Annotated in this window: 17 protein-coding genes; 4 read left to right on the forward strand and 13 right to left on the reverse strand. The window is 57.2% G+C overall.

What is annotated here, in order from left to right; all coding sequences use genetic code 11:
* Positions 1-38 precede the first annotated feature (38 nt).
* Both FYJ43_RS05295 and FYJ43_RS05300 read right to left on the reverse strand, forming a co-directional pair.
* Positions 39-1,109, reverse strand: a complete 1,071-nt coding sequence (locus FYJ43_RS05295; protein WP_154562681.1) for a glycosyltransferase family 1 protein — start codon at positions 1,107-1,109, stop codon at positions 39-41.
* Positions 1,110-1,228: 119 nt separating this feature from the next.
* The gene (locus FYJ43_RS05300; protein WP_456064347.1) at positions 1,229-1,873 is read right to left on the reverse strand and encodes a TetR/AcrR family transcriptional regulator; all 645 of its coding nucleotides are present in this window, start codon (positions 1,871-1,873) and stop codon (positions 1,229-1,231) included.
* Positions 1,874-1,957: 84 nt separating this feature from the next.
* Here FYJ43_RS05300 and FYJ43_RS05305 point away from each other — a divergent pair, with 84 nt between their 5' ends.
* The 3 genes from FYJ43_RS05305 to FYJ43_RS05315 are packed head-to-tail and all read left to right on the forward strand — an operon-like array spanning position 1,958 to position 7,658.
* Positions 1,958-6,385, forward strand: a complete 4,428-nt coding sequence (locus FYJ43_RS05305; RefSeq protein WP_154562683.1) for an acyl-CoA dehydratase activase-related protein — start codon at positions 1,958-1,960, stop codon at positions 6,383-6,385.
* A gap of 32 nt (positions 6,386-6,417) precedes the next feature.
* Positions 6,418-6,972: a GNAT family N-acetyltransferase gene (locus tag FYJ43_RS05310; protein ID WP_154562685.1), complete on the forward strand. Its 555-nt coding sequence runs from the start codon at positions 6,418-6,420 to the stop codon at positions 6,970-6,972.
* Entirely contained in the window at positions 6,969-7,658 is a 690-nt protein-coding gene (locus FYJ43_RS05315) for a DUF998 domain-containing protein (RefSeq protein ID WP_154562687.1), read from the forward strand. Before FYJ43_RS05310 ends, FYJ43_RS05315 begins: the two co-directional genes overlap by 4 nt.
* A gap of 50 nt (positions 7,659-7,708) precedes the next feature.
* On the opposite strand, the gene hisS is transcribed toward FYJ43_RS05315, so the two are convergent.
* Both hisS and FYJ43_RS05325 read right to left on the reverse strand, forming a co-directional pair.
* Positions 7,709-9,073 (reverse strand): histidine--tRNA ligase, encoded by a 1,365-nt coding sequence (gene hisS / locus FYJ43_RS05320; RefSeq protein WP_154562689.1) that lies wholly within the window; start codon positions 9,071-9,073, stop codon positions 7,709-7,711.
* 98 nt (positions 9,074-9,171) lie between these two features.
* Positions 9,172-9,843 (reverse strand): MBL fold metallo-hydrolase, encoded by a 672-nt coding sequence (locus FYJ43_RS05325; protein WP_326833362.1) that lies wholly within the window; start codon positions 9,841-9,843, stop codon positions 9,172-9,174.
* Here FYJ43_RS05325 and FYJ43_RS05330 point away from each other — a divergent pair.
* Positions 9,836-11,119, forward strand: coding sequence for a DUF349 domain-containing protein (locus FYJ43_RS05330; RefSeq protein WP_154562693.1), 1,284 nt, complete (start codon positions 9,836-9,838; stop codon positions 11,117-11,119). The genes FYJ43_RS05325 and FYJ43_RS05330 overlap by 8 nt on opposite strands.
* 57 nt (positions 11,120-11,176) lie before the next feature.
* Here FYJ43_RS05330 and FYJ43_RS05335 read toward each other — a convergent pair whose 3' ends face one another.
* From FYJ43_RS05335 to ruvC, 9 genes are all read right to left on the reverse strand, one after another.
* Entirely contained in the window at positions 11,177-13,498 is a 2,322-nt protein-coding gene (locus FYJ43_RS05335; RefSeq protein WP_154562695.1) for a RelA/SpoT family protein, read from the reverse strand.
* Between the two features lie 113 nt (positions 13,499-13,611).
* A complete protein-coding gene (locus FYJ43_RS05340; RefSeq protein ID WP_154562697.1) occupies positions 13,612-14,706 on the reverse strand; it encodes a potassium channel family protein in 1,095 nt (364 codons plus the stop codon).
* A 2-nt stretch (positions 14,707-14,708) separates the two neighbouring features.
* A complete protein-coding gene (locus tag FYJ43_RS05345; protein WP_154562710.1) occupies positions 14,709-15,242 on the reverse strand; it encodes an adenine phosphoribosyltransferase in 534 nt (177 codons plus the stop codon).
* Positions 15,239-16,414, reverse strand: a complete 1,176-nt coding sequence (secF, locus tag FYJ43_RS05350) for a protein translocase subunit SecF (RefSeq protein ID WP_154562712.1) — start codon at positions 16,412-16,414, stop codon at positions 15,239-15,241. Before secF ends, FYJ43_RS05345 begins: the two co-directional genes overlap by 4 nt.
* Position 16,415: 1 nt before the next feature.
* Complete coding sequence (secD, locus tag FYJ43_RS05355; protein WP_326833363.1) at positions 16,416-18,065, reverse strand: protein translocase subunit SecD; 1,650 nt, start codon at positions 18,063-18,065, stop codon at positions 16,416-16,418.
* Between the two features lie 72 nt (positions 18,066-18,137).
* On the reverse strand, positions 18,138-18,605 hold the full coding sequence (gene yajC / locus FYJ43_RS05360) for a preprotein translocase subunit YajC (protein ID WP_154562716.1): 468 nt from the start codon (positions 18,603-18,605) through the stop codon (positions 18,138-18,140).
* Positions 18,606-18,629: 24 nt separating this feature from the next.
* Positions 18,630-19,658, reverse strand: coding sequence for a Holliday junction branch migration DNA helicase RuvB (ruvB, locus tag FYJ43_RS05365; RefSeq protein ID WP_154562718.1), 1,029 nt, complete (start codon positions 19,656-19,658; stop codon positions 18,630-18,632).
* A 47-nt stretch (positions 19,659-19,705) separates the two neighbouring features.
* Positions 19,706-20,311 carry a Holliday junction branch migration protein RuvA gene (gene ruvA, locus FYJ43_RS05370; RefSeq protein ID WP_326833364.1) on the reverse strand — a complete coding sequence of 202 codons (606 nt, stop codon included), beginning with the start codon at positions 20,309-20,311 and terminating at the stop codon, positions 19,706-19,708.
* Complete coding sequence (ruvC, locus tag FYJ43_RS05375; RefSeq protein WP_154563382.1) at positions 20,308-20,853, reverse strand: crossover junction endodeoxyribonuclease RuvC; 546 nt, start codon at positions 20,851-20,853, stop codon at positions 20,308-20,310. The genes ruvA and ruvC overlap by 4 nt, the downstream gene beginning before the upstream one ends.
* Positions 20,854-20,879: the final 26 nt, after the last annotated feature.

Genomic DNA, 20,879 nt, shown 5'->3' on the forward strand with positions numbered 1-20,879 from the left:
CCGTAGCGATCGCCACCGCTACGGCATCCAGGTTCAGATCAGGCTTGGATCTCGGGGAACCACTCCTCGATCTGCTTTCGCATCGCCTCATTTCCACCGGAACGCTGATTATGCTCGAGGATCCAGTCACGAATCGATCCCCCGGCGAGCTCGTTAATAGCGTTACGAGCGGTCTGCGGATCGTTGAGCACCTCTTTGAGCATCGAGACCGCCTCATCATTGGTGCGATAGAAGTAGGGATAGTCCTCAGGGACTGTTTTGCGTGCCCAGGTGGTATCCGGGAAGACGCCAATAGCGCCGGCGACAAGAGCCTCAAGGTATTCGAAACCGTAGGCCTCATTCTTCGCTGTGGCCAGGAAAGCTGTCATGCGAGCGAGGGACTCCCAATACTCCTCGCGCTGACCAAACAGAGGGCCAACGGACGCCCACTTCGGCGATGACATCTTCATCGCCATGACGCTCGCGAGATCGCGCTGACTCAGACGCGCTTCCATCCTCACGTCCACATCTGCCGCGACACGAGTCATGATATCGAGGAACACTTTTGGACGCTTGACATCCGTAAGGTGAATAGCCGGATAGAGAACCGTCGGAACCTCGGGATCAACGTGCTCACGAACGAGGTCATCACGAATACCAGGCTGAATCCAGGCAATGCGAGCTTGATGAGCGAGCGGGGAGATTGTCCACCGGCGCACCAGCTCGGTCACTTCGCCAGCAGTGCGCTCACCGGAGCACAGAGTGGGGAAGAGCGCGTAGGAAAGACCCATAGCCGCGAAGTTCACCTTGTGGTGATAGTGGGACGGAGGCAGCCACTGAAGATTGAGAATCTTGGGTTCGACCCCCGCGCGGTGCATCGTCTGAAAAACGCCAACGGAATCGATGACGTCAAGGTTAATGACGAGAGTGTCCAGTGGCTCGAGGCTGGTTAGCTTCTTCGCCTCGAATCCATCGCACTGACGATCCTCATAGTTGACAACGACAGCACCTGGGTACATGGCCAGAAGCCGCTCTACCAAGGCAGTTCCGCCCCCTCGCCCAACAAGCCGACCCTGGTCGTCGACGATGGGGCTGTCATCGAGAAAACCCATCTTGATTGCGATCGTCATTGGTCATCTCCCGTTATCCGTGGGCGTCAGGCGCCGCCATGCGCCAAGGTTGTGACTGTGACTCTATCGCGAGGCGTATCAGCTCGGTAGGTGAACCGACCTGTCCCATGACAAAAACGTTAGCTGCTGACGAGAGGTCCGGTCAGGGTGCGCTGCAAAGCCGGCCCTTCTCGGGCGATAAGTTCCGCCGCCGACAGATCCGCTAGTGACTGCAGACCCACGACGTAACGAGCCGTGAATATTCCCAGCAATTGCGAAAGCCCGAGAGAGGCCCGTATCCCTGCTTCATCTGCTCCGAAACTGGGAACGAGCAGCTCGACGACGGGGGCCAGAATCTGCTCGGTATAGAACCGACGCAGCGTATCGAAGGCATCAGGCTGAGTGAGTAGAGCCTGCACCACCCCCTGCATTTGTGGATCTGGTCCTCCCAAGCCAAGGTGACCATCCCAGGCATCAATGAACGCTTTCACTAAGGCATTCCCAAGATGGTCGGCATCTGTTCGAGAGCACACCTCAGCAATGATGCGGTGCGGACCATTGGGTAAAGACATCGCTTCGTTATAGAGGGACTGCTTCGAGCCGAAATAGTAGCTCACCAGCGAGGTATCTACCCCGGCTTCGCGAGCTATCGCTCTCAGACTGACTGAATGGAAGTCACCGGCAAGAAAAAGCGACCGGGCCGCAGTCAAGATGGCTGCCCTCGCCGCCCCTGCCTCACCACGTGGACCGCGGCGAGATGACGGTGCACACGATGATTGAGACATGCCACGACCGTACTCCCCCACATCTCGACAGAAAAAGGGGCCCCACTTGCTGCAACATCATTTCTACAGTGATGAAATAGAGACATGGACGCACACATCGGCAATGCGATCCCACTGGATGCGCGAGACCTTCGGATGGGTCTCGACGTCGGATCGACGACGATTAAGGCAGTTATCCTTGACGCCAACGAGACCATCCTGTTCGAGGATTACAGACGTCACCACGCCGATATCACCGGCGCCATGGCATCTCTGCTCGACGATGCTTCCAACTCCCTTCCGGGAGCCAAGGTCCGCGCGACCGTCACCGGGTCGGCAGGACTCGGCACCGCAGAGGCGTTAGGTCTTACCTTCATACAGGAGGTTATGGCCGAGACAGCGGCCGTCCAGCACTGGAATCCCGACGCCGACGTGCTTCTCGAACTCGGTGGCGAGGACGCAAAAATCACGTACCTCAAACCTGTCCCTGAGCAGCGTATGAACGGCTCATGCGCCGGTGGCACCGGCGCCTTCATCGACCAGATGGCTACTCTGCTGCACACCGACGCTCCCGGTCTCAACGACTTAGCATCGCGGGCCAAGACAATCCACCCCATCGCGTCACGCTGTGGCGTTTTCGCCAAGTCAGATCTTCAACCCCTCATCAACGAAGGAGCCCGTCACGAGGACCTGGCCGCCTCGGTGCTACAGGCTGTTGCCACTCAATGCATTGCTGGCCTGGCGTGCGGTCGTCCAATTCGGGGAAAGGTTATTTTCCTTGGTGGCCCGCTTCACTTCATGCCAAGCTTACGAGAAGCGTTTTCGCGTGTCCTTGACGGCAAGGTTGACGAATACATTACCCCGGACCGCGCTCAGCTATATGTGGCTATGGGAGCGGCTCTGACGTCGACATCTGAACCAGTAGATCTCGCGGAAACCACGAAGCGGTCTCGGCACGCCCGTACTCGCAACGGGATTTCCCAATCCATGCCTCCGCTATTCCGTGATGAACAGGAATTGACTGATTTCACTCAGCGTCATTCTCAAGCCAAATTGCCGCAGCTACCGCTGCACGATGCTCGCGGGAATCTTTTCCTGGGTATTGACGCCGGATCAACGACAATCAAATCCGTCCTCATCGACGAGTCCCTCAACATCGTGTCTTCCCACTACGCATCCAATGAGGGAGATCCGGTCAGCGCAGCAGTGCAGATCCTCGCTGACCTTTACGACACCATGCCAGCAGAAGCGACCATTGCTCGCACGTGTACAACTGGGTACGGCGAGGGGCTCGTCAAGGCCGCGCTAGGAGCCGACGACGGCGAAGTCGAGACCATGGCCCATTATCGAGCGGCCGATCACCTACTCCCCGGAGTCACGGCGATCATCGACATTGGTGGCCAAGACATGAAGTACCTGCGCGTCGCCGATCAGATCATTGACTCAATCTCTGTCAATGAAGCATGCTCGTCAGGATGTGGATCCTTTTTACAGACCTTCGCTGCAGGCATGGATACCGATATAGAATCATTCGCATCCATGAGCCTGACTGCTGAGCATCCGGTCGATCTCGGCAGCCGCTGCACTGTCTTTATGAATTCATCAGTTAAGCAGGCACAAAAGGAAGGTGCCTCCCCTGCTGATATTGCTGCAGGATTGTCTTATTCGGTGGTTCGTAATGCCTTATACAAAGTCATCAAACTCACCGATCCCGAACAGCTGGGAGACAAGGTTGTCGTCCAAGGAGGAACGTTCCTCAATGACGCCGTATTACGGGCCTTCGAAAAGCTCACTGGACGCGAGGTTGTCCGTCCAGCTCAAGCTGGTCTTATGGGGGCCTATGGAGCCGCTTTGACAGCTCATGCCCGATTCCATGCCGGAGAGCCCTCCACCTCCGACGGCTTACGAGAGCGCGCAGAACTCGACGGTTTCGCTGTCGAAACTCATCGCGACGATTGCACCTTGTGCCAAAACCACTGCCAGCGCACCATAGCCACCTTCTCTGACGGTCGGGTGTTTGTCTCTGGCAACCGTTGTGACCGTGGTGCCGAAGTCAATAACCGCAAAATGGCCAAAGCTCCGAAGTCTGAACTGCCCAATGTGTTTGAAGCCAAGTACAAGAGGCTCTTTGGCTACCGTCGCTTGACAGCGAAGAAGGCATTCCGCGGGGACTTGGGCCTACCCCGCGCATTGAATATGTACGAAAACTACCCGTTCTGGTTCACGACGTTGTCGGCTCTGGGCTACCGTGTCATGATTTCAGGACGGTCCTCTCATGCTCTGTTTGAAAAGGGCATGGAATCAATTGCTAGCGAGAATATTTGCTACCCAGCCAAACTCAATAACGGTCATATTGAGGACCTTGTTGAGCGTGGCGTCAAACGGATTTTCGATCCCTGTATCCGCTTTGAGCAGGTCAGTGTGGCCGATGCTGACGCGCACTTCAACTGCCCGGTAGTTGCCTCGTACCCGGAGGTCATTAGGGCCAACGTTGAAAGTCTCCGCGACAAGAACGTCGAACTCATTTCTCCCTTCCTGTCACTAGCCGACCCTGCCAAGCTAGCTGAGAGACTGGCCGAGATTTTCTCTGACGATGGCGTCACCGTTGATGAAGCCCGCCAAGCAATTGCCAAAGGGCTTGCGGAGGATAAGGCCTTTCATGAAGATATCCGGAAGATGGGCGAAGATGCTTTGGCGTATATGGCCGAGCATAACGTCCCCGGAATCGTCCTGGCGGGCCGTCCGTACCACGTCGATCCAGAGGTCCATCACGGGATTCCAGAGATGGTGAACTCCTTGGGAATGGCAGTACTTACCGAGGACTCAGTAGCCCATCTGGGAGCTGACTTGTTGAAGCGTCCGCTGCGCGTGCGTGACCAATGGATGTTCCACTCCAGGCTCTACCAAGCTGCCGCTTTCGTCGGTTCCCGACCTGACCTCGAGTTGGTTCAACTGAATTCATTCGGCTGTGGCCTCGACGCTATTACGACCGACCAGGTGCGCGAGATCCTGGCTGCCCGAGACCGGATTTACACCACCCTCAAAATTGATGAGGTCTCTAATTTAGGTGCCGCGCGTATCCGCATGCGCTCACTACAAGCCGTCGCGAAGGAAAGGGCCCGCCATAACCGTAAACTGGTCGCCCATCAGCTATCCGATGACCGGGTACCTTTCACTAAGGAGATGAAAGCTACCCACACCATTCTGGTCCCCCAGTTGGCCCCGTATCAGACGTCCATTGCTGAGGCTGCTCTTCGAGCGTCTGGCTATCAGGTTGAGGTGCTGAAACAAGCCTCCCGCCAGAACATTGATTACGGTCTGTCGATCGTCAACAATGACGCCTGCTTCCCCGCCATTGTTGTCATAGGACAGCTCGTGTCGGCGTTGAAGTCTGGCAAGTATGACCTTGATCACACCACTCTGTTTCTTACCCAGACCGGTGGCATGTGCCGGGCCACTAACTACATCGGTTTACTTCGCAAGGCTCTTAAGGACGTCGGCTTCGGCAATATCCCAGTCATAGCGGCATCCCTGCAAGGCGTCGAGGACAACCCAGGATTCTCTCTGACTGCTCCCCTCATTCACCGCATGGTGCAGGCCATTACGATCGGCGACTTGTTGCAGAAGGTACATCTTCGTACCCGTCCATACGAGGCAGTTCCGGGATCGGCCGACGCCCTCATGCACCGCTGGACGACTATTGCTCGCGAGCATTTCTTAGACAATGGTCATTCCGCAACGTGGGGACGCCGCACGACGTACAAGACCATGATCAACGCCATCGTCAACGATTTCGAACATCTTGATATGATCCACGGGCCACGAAAGCCGCGTGTCGGTGTGCTCGGTGAAATCTTGGTGCAGTTCCATCCCGATGCTAATAACCACATTGTTGAGACCATTGAGTCTGAAGGCTGTGAAGCCGTCCTGCCAGGCCTCATGTGGTTTGTGTATAACTGCTTGTCTGCTGGCGATTACAACTACAAGACATTCGGCACCGACAAGTGGAGCCGCCACGTTAAGAAGGCTTTCCGGAGTCTGCTCATGCAGTACCAGAAACCCGTCACTGCAGCATTGCGCAAGTCCACGCGGTTTGAGGTCCCCACCCCGATTACCACACTCATGGAGGATGCCCAACGCATCGTCCAGCTCGGTAACCAGGCCGGTGAGGGCTGGTACCTCGTCGGTGAGATGGTCGACATGATCCGTGAAGGAGTACCCAATATCGCTGTTGTGCAGCCATTTGCGTGTCTACCAAACCACGTCACCGGGCGTGGCATCTTCCGCGAGATCCGCCGTCAATTCCCACAGGCCAACGTAGTGTCGGTCGATTATGACCCAGGGGCTTCCCAAGTCAACCAGCTCAACCGCATTAAATTGATGGCTGCCACCGCGCGCGATCGCAATGTTGCTGAGGAGCTTGAGGCCCACCAGGCAGTGCGCCCGGAACCTGAAGACGAGATCCCAACCTCTCCCCAGACGGCCTCACGCCCAGATCTGACGCCAGTTATGGAGCTGTCTGTGCACTCGTGAAGGCCTTGTGAGGCGGTGATATGGTCACCGTCATGAGACTGGTTGGCACGCGTCCGATTCAGACCGATCGGCTAGCGCTGCGACGATGGTCAGTTGACGATGCCCAGCAGATGTACGACAACTGGGCTAGTGACCCCGAGGTCACGCGATTTGTGACCTGGCCGCCACATCCCAATATCGATGCCACCCGTTCTCTGCTCACCGGCTGGGTACATGACTACGATCGTCCATCCACGTTCAACTGGGCAGTGTGGCTAGGAGATGTCATCATCGGACAGACCGCTGTGGTCAATCTTGAGACGGAAGTCGACCTCGCCGAAGTGGGTTACTGCTTTGGCTCGCGGTGGTGGAATCATGGTTACGCGACCGAAACCCTCAAAGCTGTGATGGCGTACTTGTTCGATGCCGCTGACGTCAACAAAGTTGAGGCTAGGCATGATCCTGCCAACATAGCCTCAGGCAAAGTGATGGAGAAGGCAGGAATGGTTCCTGAGGGGTTGCGGCGAGCGTGCATCGTCGGCTCGACCGGTCCGCGGGATGCGCAGTATCACGGTCTACTGCGTAGCCAGTGGAGAGACCGCCGATGACTGGTCGTCGTCGCGAGATCAGGTTCCGACGTTGGCGCTCTGCTTTCCTCATCCTCGCATCCCTCGCCTCACTTACCTGGGCCTTCGCCGGAATAATCAACCCGGCAATGAGTCAATTGCATGCATTTGTCTCTGAGTATTCTGCGCGTGATCAACCGTGGCGTTATCTATTCCAGATCACCGATATCGTCATGGGAGTGTCACTGGGTGTGGCGGGTGTGTCGACCTTGGCGTGGGTTCGGCAACGTCGCCCCCAGCGACAGGGATGGTCAGGAATCGGCTTCGTCGCAGGAGGGTTCTTCAGCATTCTTGATGCCCTTATCACGATGGACTGCTCCCCTACACGTTCTCCCGCGTGCCTGGCCGCAGAGAATGCCGGAGACGTCAGCGTAAGCCACATCATCCACATTGGGACCTCGACCATTGTCGTCATCGGGTTCGCGTTGCCGATCCTGTTGCTCAACTCGACCATGACGAGGTTCCGCGGCATCGGTCTAGTCGTCGCGTGGGCGTGGGTGTTCTTTACTCTTTTCAACGGCATCGGTGCCGTGGGGTGGCTCGACGGCACCCCTGTCGACTACACGGGACTCTGGCAACGATTCAGCTTGGGTCTAGGAACGTTGTGGTGGCTTATTTTGGCTGCTGACGACATCGTCGCTGTACGCCAGGCACGCACATCCGCCTGAGCACTGGCGGTGGGGCTCTCATATCGTGCTGAGAACCCCACCATCCACGATCACCAGGTGCCAATCACACCGGGACGCAGATCCTCAGCAGGCGGATTCCACGAGGCCGCATCAGCCTCAATCTGGTCGCCAGACCGAATATCTTTGACGGTGTCAATATCTCGGTGGTCAGCATGTTCGACACCGGGGAACCACACATACGGGATGCCTCGACGATCGGCGTGCTTGATCTGCTTTCCAAATTTATCGGCTTTAGGAGCCACCTCGCATGGTATGCCGCGAGAGCGCAACGTCTGGGCAATGGACTCAGACGTTCCGCGATCTTGTTCAGTATTAACGGCAACCAGAACGGCCGAAGGCACCGAACGCGATGAGGACAGCTCGCCACGCGACAGGATCGGTGCCAGCAACCGGGTCAAGCCCAATGAAATACCGACCCCCGGATACACATGCTTACCGTCGGACGCGAGCGACTCATACCGACCCCCCGAGCACACCGAGCCCATCGACTCATGACCAGTGAGTTCAGTCTCGTACACGGTACCGGTGTAGTAGTCCAACCCCCGGGCAATCTTGAGATTAGCGACCATACGGCCCGGAACCGCCTTGTTAACGGCAGTGACTACCCGGTTGAGGCAGTCCAGTCCTTCTTCGAGCATGTCATTGGTGACGCCCAAGTCACGGACCTTTGCAATAAAGGAGTCGTCAGCCGACTGAATAGAGGCCAATGCGACACATTTGTTAGCAACATCATCAGAAAGACTCAACTCATCGACAAGCAGGTCGCGGACGGCGTCCGGGCCAATTTTGTCATACTTATCGACCCGCTGAAGCACCGCCATCGGATTCTCAATACCCAACCCGCGATAAAACCCCTCGGAAAGTTTGCGGTTATTGACGTGCATAGTGACGGTCGGGAACCCCAATTCAGTGTGCAGTCGCTCAAGGGCCGACAACATCACGAGCGGAGTTTCGACGTCATGGTGCTCGGCGAGAGTTTGATCGCCAACGATGTCGATGTCAGCCTGGGTGAATTCGCGGTAGCGGCCCTCTTGCGGACGCTCGCCGCGCCACACCTTTTGAATCTGGTAGCGGCGAAATGGGAACTGCAGATGTCCAGCATTCTCAAGCACGTAACGTGCAAAGGGGACGGTCAAGTCGAAATGTAGGCCCAGTCGATCCTTCTCGGAACGAGAGTCGTGCGGATCGGCGTGCAACCGGTCGACGACGTAAACTTCTTTGTCGATCTCTCCCTTGCGCGTCAACTGTGTCATGGGCTCCACCGCGCGAGTATGAATCGGTGCAAAACCATGTAGCTCGAAGGTCTCCTCAAGAATCCGAGTCACATGGTTCTCCACCATTTGTCCTGAGGGCAGGAATTCGGGAAAACCGGACAAGGGCTTGAGACGGGCCATGAGGAATCCTTCGAAAAGTTGGGTGTAACTGCGGGTCACCCCGCAGGCCTTATTGTGCCAGGCCGGTGACGATCGGGCTCTTGGCGGCGCGACACATTCTAGTGGCGGTTCAAGAACGGATTGGTTGAGCGTTCATGGGCCATCGTCGTTGGCCCACCATGCCCAGGCAATATATGGGTGGCGTCGTCTAAAGGCCACACGACATCGGCAAGACTGCGCGACATCTGAGCCGGGTCTCCACCTGGCATATCCGTGCGTCCGATAGATCCAGCAAACACGACATCTCCAGACATGACGATGGGACCGTTCTCGGCATCAATCACGCGAATCATGGAGCAGCCGGGCGTATGGCCTGGGGCGTGCAGAAACTCCAGGTCAATGTCGGCGAAGCAGTGATGGGAGAACGGTTCGACGTCGATAACGTCGTCTGGCTCACGCAAGGTCGTCGATCCATACCATTGTTCAATGAGCGGACGCGCGAAGTCGGCGAGTCCAGCCATGGGGTCGCTAAGGAGATGGCGATCGTCGCGAGGGCACAGTACCGGAATGCGGTACTCGTCTGAGACCTGCCGCGCAGATCCAACATGGTCGATGTGACCATGAGTCGCAGCAACCGCCACCGGAGCAAGATGATGGGTCTTTAGCGCGTTTCCAAGGAATTCCTCAGCCCCCATGCCAGGGTCAACGATGACGCACTCCGAGCCCTCCTCGCGCGCTAGGAGGTAGCAATTGGCCTGAAAAGGGCCCGTAATAAACGACGCAATGAACACGTTTGCCACTTTATCGGGCAAGATGGGGCGTATGAGTCACGCACAAGCTCCGCAGTCCTTCGGCCGCGTCGATCAAGACGGCACCGTTTACGTCCGAACTAGCGACGGGGAGAGGTCTGTCGGCCAGGTGCCGGACTCCACTAGCGAGGAAGCCCTTGAATTCTTCGTGCGCCGCTATCACGCCCTCGAGACCGAGGTGTCGTTGCTGGAATCACGAGTGACCTCGGGCACTGCCTCGCCAGAGGAGGCACGGTCTGCCGCCAGTAAGCTCGTTACATCCATTCGAGAGGCCAATGCCGTTGGCGACCTGGAATCTCTTGCAGCCCGGGTAGAGGCGCTGAGCCCCACTATTGATGCCAAAGCCGAGACCCGCCGAGAGGAGCGAGCTGAAGCAAAGGCCCGTGCCAAGGCGGCCAAAGAGGAAATGGTCGCTCAAGCAGAAGCCATTGCTGCTGGCAACGACTGGCGTGGTGGCACGGGAAAATTCCGTGATCTGCTAGAGCAGTGGCGTCGTCTCCCCCGAATTGACAAGACCACTGACGACGAGCTGTGGCACCGCTTTTCTGGGGCTCGCACCGCGTTCACCCGCCGCCGCAAGCAGCACATCGCTGAGCAAAACCACGTGCGAGAGCGCGCTCGCGCTATCAAGGAACAAATCATCGAAGAGGCTCGTCCACTCGCTGAGTCGACGGCCTGGGGGGAAACCTCTCGCCAATTCCGCGACCTCATGAATCGGTGGAAGGCAGCCGGACCTGCTCCCCGCGATGTCGATGACAAGCTATGGAAGGAGTTCCGCGCCATTCAGGACACCTTCTTTGGTGCTCGCACCGCCGCTCAGAGCCAACAGGACGAGGAATACCGCGGTAACCAGCAGGTTAAAGAGCAGCTCCTTGATGAGGCAGAAAAAGACATCCTTCCCGTCACAGACATTGAACAGGCCAAGGCTAAGCTTCGTGCCTTCCTTGAAAAATTCAACGAGGTTGGACGAGTTCCTCGCGACGCCATGAAGCGTATTGACGCGCGCGTCCGTGACCTGGAACATCACGTCCATTCCGCTGAGGAAGCCGAGTGGAAGCGCACCGATCCGCAGGCTCGCGAACGTGCCCGCGCCACCGTCGACATGTTCAGCGCCCAGATCAGCAAGCTTAACGCTCAAGCTGAAAAGGCTGAGGCTGCCGGTCGCACCAAGGACGCCGAGAAGGCTCGCGAATCAATTAAGACCTACCAGGCCTGGCTCGACGAAGCCCAGAAAGCGCTCGACGAATTCAGTGCCTGATCATGGCCAACGGCCCCGGAACTGTCAGTTCCGGGGCCGTTGGTGCATCTGGGGTCGTCAAGACTTCACGCGAAAGACGTCATAAACGCCTGAGATTCGGCGAATCGAGTCAGTAAGGTGCTTGAGGTGTGTCGGATCCGGGGCCTCGAAAGTAAGTCGCAATCGAGCCAGATGAGACTTTGAGGTGCTCATATTGGCTGATATGACGCTGACGCCCTGCTCAGCAAGCACTCGAGACGTATCCAGTAATAGGCCGGCGCGATCAAGACCTTCAACTTGGATCGTGACCTGATAGCCCTCTTGCTGGGTTTCAGACCACGACACTGAAACGATGCGTTCCGGATGTTCAAGAAGGTTCTTCGCATTAGAACAATCCGTGCGATGCACTGAAACGCCGTCGTAGCGTGTCACAAACCCCATGATCGGATCACCGGGCAACGGCGTACAGCATCGGGCCAGCTTGACGAGCATGTCCGGGTCTCCATCGACCATAACCCCGGTTTCGCTCCTACGATGCCGCGGGGCCTTGACGCCGACGGCTAGTTCTTCCTCCACGTCAGCGGTGGTCTCTTCTGGTCCACCGCCCAATGCGATGAGCTTTTCAACGACGGATTGGGCACCGATGTTGTGCTCCCCTACCGCTGCATAGAGGGCATTGATGCCGGACACCCGAAGATCGTCGGCCACCGCTGTGAGGTATTCGACGGTCAACAATGACTGTAACGGCACTCCAGCTTGGCGCAGCTGTTTTGCGATAGCGTCCTTGCCAGCTTCGATGGATTCTTCGCGGCGTTCCTTCGTGAAATAGGACTTGATCTTGGAACGAGCACGGGGAGAGGCAATGAATCCCAGCCAGTCCCGGCTAGGGCCAGCGTCGGGAGCATTCGACGTAAGAATATCGACGACGTCGCCATTGCTGAGCTTGGTATCGAGCGTAACAAGTTTGCCATTCACCCTTGCGCCGATACAGCGGTGGCCCACCTCGGTGTGAACAGCATAGGCGAAGTCAACCGGGGTAGCGCCCTGAGGAAGACTCATGACGTCGCCCTTGGGGGTGAAAACATACACTTCCCGGGAGTTGATCTCGAAACGCAGTGAATCTAGGAACTCTCTGGGATCGGACTCTTCTTTAGACCATTGGTTAAGGGATTGTACCCAGGAAAGATCCGCGCCATCAGGCTGAATTCCTCGACCGACAGCATTCGGATTTTCCTTGTATTTCCAGTGAGCTGCCACACCATATTCAGCGCGCCGGTGCATTTCATGAGTACGAATCTGCAATTCAACTGGCTGACCGCCTGGCCCCAACACTGTCGTGTGCAGGGACTGATACATGTTGTACTTCGGCATGGCGATGTAGTCCTTGAACCGACCGGGAAGAGGGTTCCATCGCACGTGCATGACGCCGAGCGCAGCATAGCAATCGCGGGGAGTATCTACGAGAATACGCAGGCCCGTAAGATCGTAAATGTCAGAAAAATCCCTACCGCGCACGACCATCTTTTGGTATATCGAGTAGTAGTGCTTTGGTCGTCCATAGACGGTGGCCTTAATACCTGCCTCATCCAGGTCTTGACGGACGATCGAGATGACTTCTTTGAGTTGGGCTTCCCGCTGGGGAGCACGCTCGGCAACCATATGAACGATCTCGTCATAAAGCTTGGGGTTAAGAGTCGAGAAGCATAGATCTTCCAGCTCCCACTTAATAGCATTCATACCAAGCCGGTGAGCCAGCGGCGCGAAGATTTCCAGGGTTTCTTTGGCGATGCGGTTCTGCTTGTCGGGACGCAGAAACGCAAGCGTACGCATGTTGTGTAATCGGTCTGCCAGCTTAATAACGAGAACCCGAATATCGCGACTCATCGCGATGACCATCTTGCGAATCGTCTCGGCTTTCGCGGAGTCCCCATACTGGACCTTGTCTAGCTTCGTCACCCCATCAACGAGAAGAGCCACTTCTTCGCCAAAATCGGCGGTGAGCTGTTCGTTGGTATACGACGTGTCCTCGACGGTGTCGTGCAGGAGGCCAGCGCAGAGAGTTTTCTCATCCATGCCCAGCTCGGCGAGGATCATAGTCACCGCTAATGGATGCGTGATGTAAGGATCCCCAGACTGACGCGATTGCCCACGGTGATAATGCTCAGCAGTACGGTACGCTCGCTCAATAAGGTCAGTATCAGCTTTTGGGTGGTTAGCTAGCACGACCGAGATCAACGGATCAGTGACGCTTTGGGTCGGGCCGGATGGCTTAGGTGTCCCCCACCGAACGATGCGTTCACGCATCCGCATCCGAGGCTGAGGACGCTGCTGGTCAGGCTTCGGCTTACCCAGGGTTCCCTTGCCCGAACCATACGGCCCGTAGACGCTTTCGTCGGTCATCGGGACACCTCCTGGATGTTAGAGCTCCCATTCTAGTGGCATTGGACACCGTGGGGTTGGTCGAGCGCTCATCGCAGCCGGCTGTGTGATCAGACAGCTGAATCACTCACCGACTAGCGCAGCAGGTCACTCTCGGCTTGCGGCTCGTTCGGGCGTGGTACTGCTTTGCGCACCACCACGATGAGGTCGCCTGGTTGCAACTGTCCAATTGACGGATCGTAAAAGTTGCGCAGCACGTCGTTGCGAATGACCGCAAGTACCCGCTCGTTTTGAATATCTGCTGGCCGCGCACCCACTTCACTCTTGGAAACCATTCTCTGAACGACCTCCATGCCCTTGGAGCTGGACAGTAGATCGTCCACAACGGTGCCGACGTGTGGGTTAACCGACGAGAGCCCGAGCAATCGCCCCACAGCATCCGCGGACGTGACGACCGCGTTAGCACCCGACTCGCGCAGCAACGGAAGGTTCTCGTCCTCTCGACCAGACACGACGATATGGCAGCGCGGGTTGAGCTGGCGCACCGTCAGGGTTGTCAAGATCGCGGAGTCGTCGCGGTTGAGTGTGATGACGACCTCTCGTGCTTTGCTGATCTCCGCTCGTCTCAAGAGATCACGCCGGGTGGCGTCCCCCTCAAATGCCGCCAGTCCAGACCGGTTAGCCTCGGCCACTGCGGATGGACGGGAGTCGATGACAACAATTTTCTCGACTGGGACGTCGTGGTTGCGCAGTGTATTGACCGCACTGCGGCCCTTCGTGCCATACCCAATAACGACAGTATGATTCCTCATGCGCTTCCTCCAAGCACTATCGAGCAAGCCGCGTCGTCCCTCATTGGCCAGCATCTCGAGGGTGGTACCCACCAGCAATACCAGGAAGCTGATGCGCAACGGCGTAATGATGAAGGCGTTAATAAGTCGCGCATGTGTCGCGACCGGGGTGATGTCACCGTATCCAGTGGTGGTGACGGTGACTGTGGAGTAATAAAAAGCGTCAATAAGGGAGACGCCGTCACCAGCAGTGGAATCTACGTACGAATCTCGATCGACCCACACAATCAATGTGCTGACCAGCAACAACACGGCCGACCAAACCAACCGCTTCACTAGTTCCCGAAAGGGCTTAGTGGCTTTGAACGGAAGCTTGACCAGCGCAGTCTGCTCAAAGATGCTGTGGCGTCCAGAGGATTCAGATGATTCCGACACCATGATCAGACTGTTAGGACCGCGTTGACAGGGCCAATTCCGGCGCGATCGAGCTTTTCACGACCGCCCAGAGCCGACAGCTCCATAAGTACCGACACACCGACCAATTCCGCGCCCAATTGCTCCACCAGAGACGCGGTCGCGCGAACTGTACCTGCCGTCGCCAAAATGTCATCGACGATGAGCACCTTCGAGCCAGGCTGCACTGCATCTTGATGAACCGTCAGGGTTGCCGAACCGTACTCCAGCACAAAGGACTCAGAGTAAACCTCACCCGGAAGCTTTCCAGGCTTGCGGACAGGGACAAACCCTGCGCCCAACGAAAGGGCTACCGGCCCGGCAAACATGAACCCACGCGCCTCCATGCCGAGGACCACATCCACATCACGAGATGCAGTATCGACCAGTTCAGAGATCGCAGCGGCGTAACCGTTGGAATTAGCCAGTAGTGGAGTGATGTCTTTAAACGTGACGCCCGGCTCTGGAAAATCCGGGACGTCTCGGATCAAACTCGCAATGAGATCCTTACGATAAGTCATTTCTTCCTCTCGGCACGGGTAGAGCGGCGTGGCTGGTGACGATCACCGCCGGTGATAGTCGTCACGTCGCCCGGACCTTCCGCAGCAACGGTCTGTGCAACCACCTGTGGACTCGTCTGAGCAGCCTTTTCACGGCGGCGCATGACGCGTGCGGTGTGCTCTTTGATGGCCGGTTCATGCTCGCGCAGCTGAGCGAATACCGGCGTTGCAATGAAGATCGAAGAATAGGCACCGACCACCATGCCGACGAACAAGGCCAAACCAAGGTCTTCCAACGGCCCGGAACCGAGCACAAAAGCGCCAGTAAAGAGCAATGCAGCGACGGGGAGCACGCCGACAATCGTGGTATTGATGGACCGCACCAGCACCTGGTTGATCGCTCGGTTAGCGCCCTCGGCGAAGGTGTAATCGCGCTTCTCGATGTCCTGGACGTTTTCGCGCACCTTGTCAAAAACGACGACGGTGTCATACAACGAATAACCCAGAATCGTCAGGACACCAATGACAGTCGACGGTGACACCGTGAACCCGACCAGCGCATAGACACCGATGGTGACGACGAGGTCGTGCATGAGAGCGATGAGAGCGGCGATAGACATCTTCCAGTGCCGGAAATACGCCCAGATCTGCAACATCACCAAGACCAGAAAGACAACTAACGCTTTGAGCGCCTTACTGGTAATCTGCTTACCCCACTGGCTACCAACTTTGGAATAGGTAACCGAAGTCGCCTTTGTTCCGGTGGCCTTCGCAATCGCCTCCTGCACTTTTGTGGTCTCGTCATTGTTGAGAGCACGCGTCTGCACCTGGACTGCATTGGAGCCAAGACTCACGACCTCTGTGGCATCCATATCAGGGGCACCTGAAGACAACACTGACTTTCGGACGTCGTCGATGGTCGAGGTAGCGACATGGGCTGGAGCCCGGAACTGAACACCACCTTTGAACTCAATGCCGAGGTTCAGGCCACGCACCAGCAGACCGATAAGCGAAATAACGACAACGATCGCCGTAATGGTGTACCAGAGCTTACGACGCTCGATAAACCCATAGGAGATCTCACCGGTGTACAAGGCGTGAGTAAAACCATGCTTGTGTTTCTTGCCAGTCGCAGCGTCCGCGCGACGCTCCGTGACAATAGATGAGGTCTGGGAGCTCTTACCATCAGTCATCTCAGGCCTCCTTCGGCTCGGCGGTCCGCTTTGCGCGTGGAGTAGATCGTCTGCTCCTACGACCGAGTAGTTGGCTCTCAGTGACGCCCATATGCTCCGCCTCAAAGCCAGAACCGCGTCGGCCCTGTCCCCAGAACTTCGTACGCCCCAGCAGCGTGACGATCGGATGAGTAAAGAAGAAACAAATGACAAGGTCGATGAGCGTCGTCAGACCGAGAGTGAACGCGAATCCCTTCACCTGATCTACCGACAGCACAAACAAGACGATCGCCGACAGTAGGGACACACCGTCAGCCATGAGGATCGTGCCTCGGGCTTTTGCCCAACCTGTCTGTAGAGCGGTACGCAAGGTGCGTCCTTCACGAATCTCGTCTCGAATACGTTCGAAGTAGACAATGAAGGAGTCTGCTGTCACACCGATGGCAACGATCGCGCCAGCGATACCTGCTAAGGACAGGGTGAACCCGACGGCCTCGCCGAGCAAAACCATGGCCGCATATGTGGTGATACCGGCGACGATGAGGGAGCTGAGGGCAACCAAGCCAAGGCCCCGGTAGTAGAGCAGGCAGTACGCGCCAACGAGAATAAGGCCCACAATTCCAGCAATGATGCCGGCACGAAGCTGCTCACCGCCGAGGGTGGGCGAAATGGTGTCAACGCTGGAAATATCGAACGACAGCGGAAGAGCGCCGTACTTCAAGACATTGGCGAGATCAGCCGCGCTGTCCTGAGTGAAGTTGCCAGAGATCTGAGCCTCGCCACCGTTAATCGGGCAGGATGATCCTTTACTTCCGTCGAGCTGCGGAGAAGAGATGACCTTGCCATCGAGGACAACCGCAAACTGATTCTGCGGGCTTGTCTGCGAACACAGGTACGTGGTAGCAGCGCCGAACGAAGTGGTGCCGATAGAATTGAATTTCAAGTTGACGACGTAGGACAGCTGTCCTTGCGGAATACCTGAATCAGCACTGGCTACTTGGGTACCGGTAATCGCGAGCGGAGACAGCAGATATTTGGTGGTACCTTCACGATCACAGGTCACCAGCGACTGATCGCCCGGTGAGTCGACCGATTTCGCGCACGTATAGCTTTTAAAGGCTTGTTGATCTTCGGGCGTAGGCGTCCACTCCTGGGCAGCTTTTACCATTTTCGCAGCTGACTGAGGATCCTTCTCGTTGAACTGCGTAGTACTGGATTTAGCGCCACCTTTGGAGCTAGCAGGTGCATCCGGAGCCGCCGAGGCACTGGCATGAGGGTTGGCAGTCGGCAGAGTAGATGGTTGTACCGGCTGAGGAGTCGCGCCCTTCGTATTTACTGGCTCTTCCGCATACACCATACGGAATCCCAGCTGGGCGGTCTGACCCACCATTTCAACAAGCTTAGAACTCTCGACATTCGGGGCTGACACGACGATATTGCGATCACCCATCGTCCGCACCGATGACTCGCCCACTCCTAGTGCGTTCACCCGCTGTTGGATGATGATACGGGCCTGCTCGAGGCTTGTCGCTGTGGGAGCTTTGCCATCCTCCGTCTTGGCCGTCAATGTGACTGATGTCCCGCCCCTAAGATCCAAGCCGAGCTTAGGTGACCACGTACGCATAACTGCCATGAGGACGTACATGACTATCATGACCACCAGGAAAATCACCAGGGTCCTACCTGGATGATGTGTTCGCTTTTTCGTTGCCACGTCGAATGAGTTCCTTGCTCTTGGTGGGTATCAGGCTTGTGTGTGCTCGTCAGAGGTATGAGTCGTCGCAACGGCGGGCTCCGAAGCAGTCGATGCATCACGTGCCGGCTCGGTAGCGACGTCGTTGCTAGCCGTGGAGTTCTCTGCAGCGACGTCATCAGCGAAAGCAAACTCTTCCTCGTCACCGGCGGGCCGAACGATAGCCTGCTTAAGGATGCTCACCTCAACTCCCGGCGCAAGCTCAACAACTGCCTGCTTGTCCCCAATATGAGTAATGGTGACGAATAGCCCACTGTTAAGCACGACGCGGGTACCAACCTCAAGACGTGACTCGAGTTGTGAGCGCTCCTCTTGCTGCTTCTTGACCTGCTTCTTGCCCTGCCACACCGTGAAACCAATGAGGACGATGAAGATGATCAGCAGGGGCAGCATTCCGCCCAGCGGGCTCGCGAGAAGAGGCATAGAACGTTCCTTGTCTTCGGGTATGACCGGGGTCATGCTACCCCGACTCGGTTAATGTGGTCAGAACAGACCCTCGCTGGGGCCGTCGGAAGGCGGTTCAAGACCGAGATGTCGCCAGGCTCTGTCGGTGGCAACCCGGCCCCTCGGAGTACGCATAAGGAAACCAAGTCGTACCAAGAAAGGCTCAGCGACCTCTTCAACGGTCTGCGGCTCCTCCCCCACGCTAATCGCAAGGGTCGACAAGCCTACGGGCCCGCCGCCAAACTTCAGACACACCGCTGTGAGAACTGCTCTATCGAGGCGGTCCAGGCCCAACGGATCCACCTCGTAGAGGTCAAGAGCGGTCTGGGCCCCTTGCGGCGTCACTGGAGATTCATGATTAACATCGGCCCAATCACGGACCCGTCGAAGCAATCGGTTAGCGATGCGCGGCGTCCCCCGAGACCGTGACGCAATGGTGTGCGCTGTGCCCGCAGCAAGCTCAACTCCAATGACCCCGGCTGATCGCGTCACGATCCGTTCAAGGTCGGCTACCTCGTAGTAGTCGAGCTGAGCCGTAAAACCGAAGCGGTCACGCAGCGGCCCCGGAAGTAGGCCGGCCCGCGTCGTCGCTCCCACCAGGGTAAACGGCGGAATATCGATCGGAATCGCAGTCGCTCCTGGCCCTTTACCGACGACGACGTCCACCCGGAAATCCTCCATTGCCAGGTAAAGCATCTCCTCAGCAGGTTTGGACATCCGATGGATCTCATCGAGGAAGAACACCTCACCGGGTACTAATGACGACAAGATCGCAGCTAGATCCCCAGCGTGCTGAATGGCAGGCCCAGAAGAGATACGGATAGGTGCTGACATTTCGGAGGCAATAATCATGGCCAAGGTCGTTTTGCCGAGACCTGGGGGCCCTGATAGCAGCACATGATCGGGGGTCGTGCCCCGCGATTTCGACGCTGCAAGGACTAAGCCAAGTTGTTCGGCAACCCGCTGCTGCCCTCCGAACTCTGCCAGCACGCCAGGACGTAGGGCCGCTTCCTCAGCCTTTTCAGGGGGTTCGGCCGACGGATCGACGGGCGAGTGCTCCACCGACATTCTCCTTCCTGACGACGTCGGTCAGTCTGCCAGAAGTGACCGACATATCACGGCGCCAAACTGCGCAACGCAGCTCGCATAAGGTTGCCGATCGTCATAGCCGGATCAGCTTCCTTGAGGACGGCCACCTCATCAACGGCTCTCTCTGCATCTTTAGCAGACCAGCCCAATCCGATCAGACCCTCTGTCACCTGCTGCCGCCACGGTGCAGTCACCTGGACGGCACTACCCGAGGAAGGCCCGCGTGAGGCAAAAGCGGCCATCTTGTCTTTCAACTCAAGAATCATTTTCGCCGCACCTTTGCGGCCAATACCGGGCACGCGGCACAACGTCGCGTCATCTTCATCGGCAATCGCCGTGGCAAGCTGAGCAGAATCTAAGACACTCATGATTGCCGCAGCCAGTTTCGGGCCGACGCCCGATGCGGTCTGCACCAGTTCGAAAGCGTCGCGGTCATCAGCCTCAACGAACCCGTAAAGCGTGAGGGAATCCTCCCTCACGACCAGAGAGGTCTGCAAGGACATGTCTTGGTCGATCCGTGCACTCGCAGCCGTGGCAGGGGGACACAGCACCTTGATACCGACACCATGATTGTCAAGGACGACCCACGTCGGGCCAGCAGAACTCACCGTACCGGAGACGTGGGAAATCACCGTGCCAGATCCTTCCAGGAGCGGGGCGTGGGCCGACCGCGTCGTTGCGCAGCCACGGCAGCCTCGAGACGATTGGTAGCCCCGCCACGCCATAGCTGGCAAATCGCTAAAGCAACGGCGTCTGCGGCGTCAGCTGGTGTGGGAGGAGCCGATAGCCGCAGCACACGTGCCACCATGTGGCCCACCTGAGCCTTATCTGCTCGCCCCGAACCCGAGATTGCTGCTTTAACCTCACTTGGGGTGTGTAGCGCGACCGGAAGACCGTGACGCGCTGCGATCATCATTGCCATTCCAGCTGCCTGAGCAGTTCCAGTTACCGTATTGCGGTTGTGCTGTGCAAACACTTTCTCCACGGCGATGGCATCGGGGTGAGTGTTTTCCCGCCACTCTTCCAGCCCATCATGGATACGAAGTAGGCGATGTGCATGATCGAGATCAGCAGGAGTACGGATAACACCCACTGCAATCAGTTTCAGCTGCGTTCCCAGCCCGCCTTCTACGACGCCGACACCGCAGCGAGTGAGACCGGGGTCGACTCCCATAACCCTTGTAACACGCGGGTGGGAAG

The organism is Cutibacterium porci (assembly GCF_009696315.1).
Lineage (GTDB): Bacteria > Actinomycetota > Actinomycetes > Propionibacteriales > Propionibacteriaceae > Cutibacterium > Cutibacterium porci.

Bases quoted from the DNA above. Each gene is read 5' to 3' on its own strand.
- FYJ43_RS05295 (WP_154562681.1), bottom strand. From the start codon at position 1,109: ATGACGATCGCAATCAAGATGGGTTTTCTCGATGACAGCCCCATCGTC.
- FYJ43_RS05300 (WP_456064347.1), bottom strand. From the start codon at position 1,873: ATGTCTCAATCATCGTGTGCACCGTCATCTCGCCGCGGTCCACGTGGT.
- FYJ43_RS05305 (WP_154562683.1), top strand. From the start codon at position 1,958: ATGGACGCACACATCGGCAATGCGATCCCACTGGATGCGCGAGACCTT.
- FYJ43_RS05310 (WP_154562685.1), top strand. From the start codon at position 6,418: ATGAGACTGGTTGGCACGCGTCCGATTCAGACCGATCGGCTAGCGCTG.
- FYJ43_RS05315 (WP_154562687.1), top strand. From the start codon at position 6,969: ATGACTGGTCGTCGTCGCGAGATCAGGTTCCGACGTTGGCGCTCTGCT.
- hisS (WP_154562689.1), bottom strand. From the start codon at position 9,073: ATGGCCCGTCTCAAGCCCTTGTCCGGTTTTCCCGAATTCCTGCCCTCA.
- FYJ43_RS05330 (WP_154562693.1), top strand. From the start codon at position 9,836: ATGAACACGTTTGCCACTTTATCGGGCAAGATGGGGCGTATGAGTCAC.
- FYJ43_RS05335 (WP_154562695.1), bottom strand. From the start codon at position 13,498: ATGACCGACGAAAGCGTCTACGGGCCGTATGGTTCGGGCAAGGGAACC.
- FYJ43_RS05340 (WP_154562697.1), bottom strand. From the start codon at position 14,706: ATGGTGTCGGAATCATCTGAATCCTCTGGACGCCACAGCATCTTTGAG.
- FYJ43_RS05345 (WP_154562710.1), bottom strand. From the start codon at position 15,242: ATGACTTATCGTAAGGATCTCATTGCGAGTTTGATCCGAGACGTCCCG.
- secF (WP_154562712.1), bottom strand. From the start codon at position 16,414: ATGACTGATGGTAAGAGCTCCCAGACCTCATCTATTGTCACGGAGCGT.
- yajC (WP_154562716.1), bottom strand. From the start codon at position 18,605: ATGACCCCGGTCATACCCGAAGACAAGGAACGTTCTATGCCTCTTCTC.
- ruvB (WP_154562718.1), bottom strand. From the start codon at position 19,658: ATGTCGGTGGAGCACTCGCCCGTCGATCCGTCGGCCGAACCCCCTGAA.
- ruvC (WP_154563382.1), bottom strand. From the start codon at position 20,853: ATGGGAGTCGACCCCGGTCTCACTCGCTGCGGTGTCGGCGTCGTAGAA.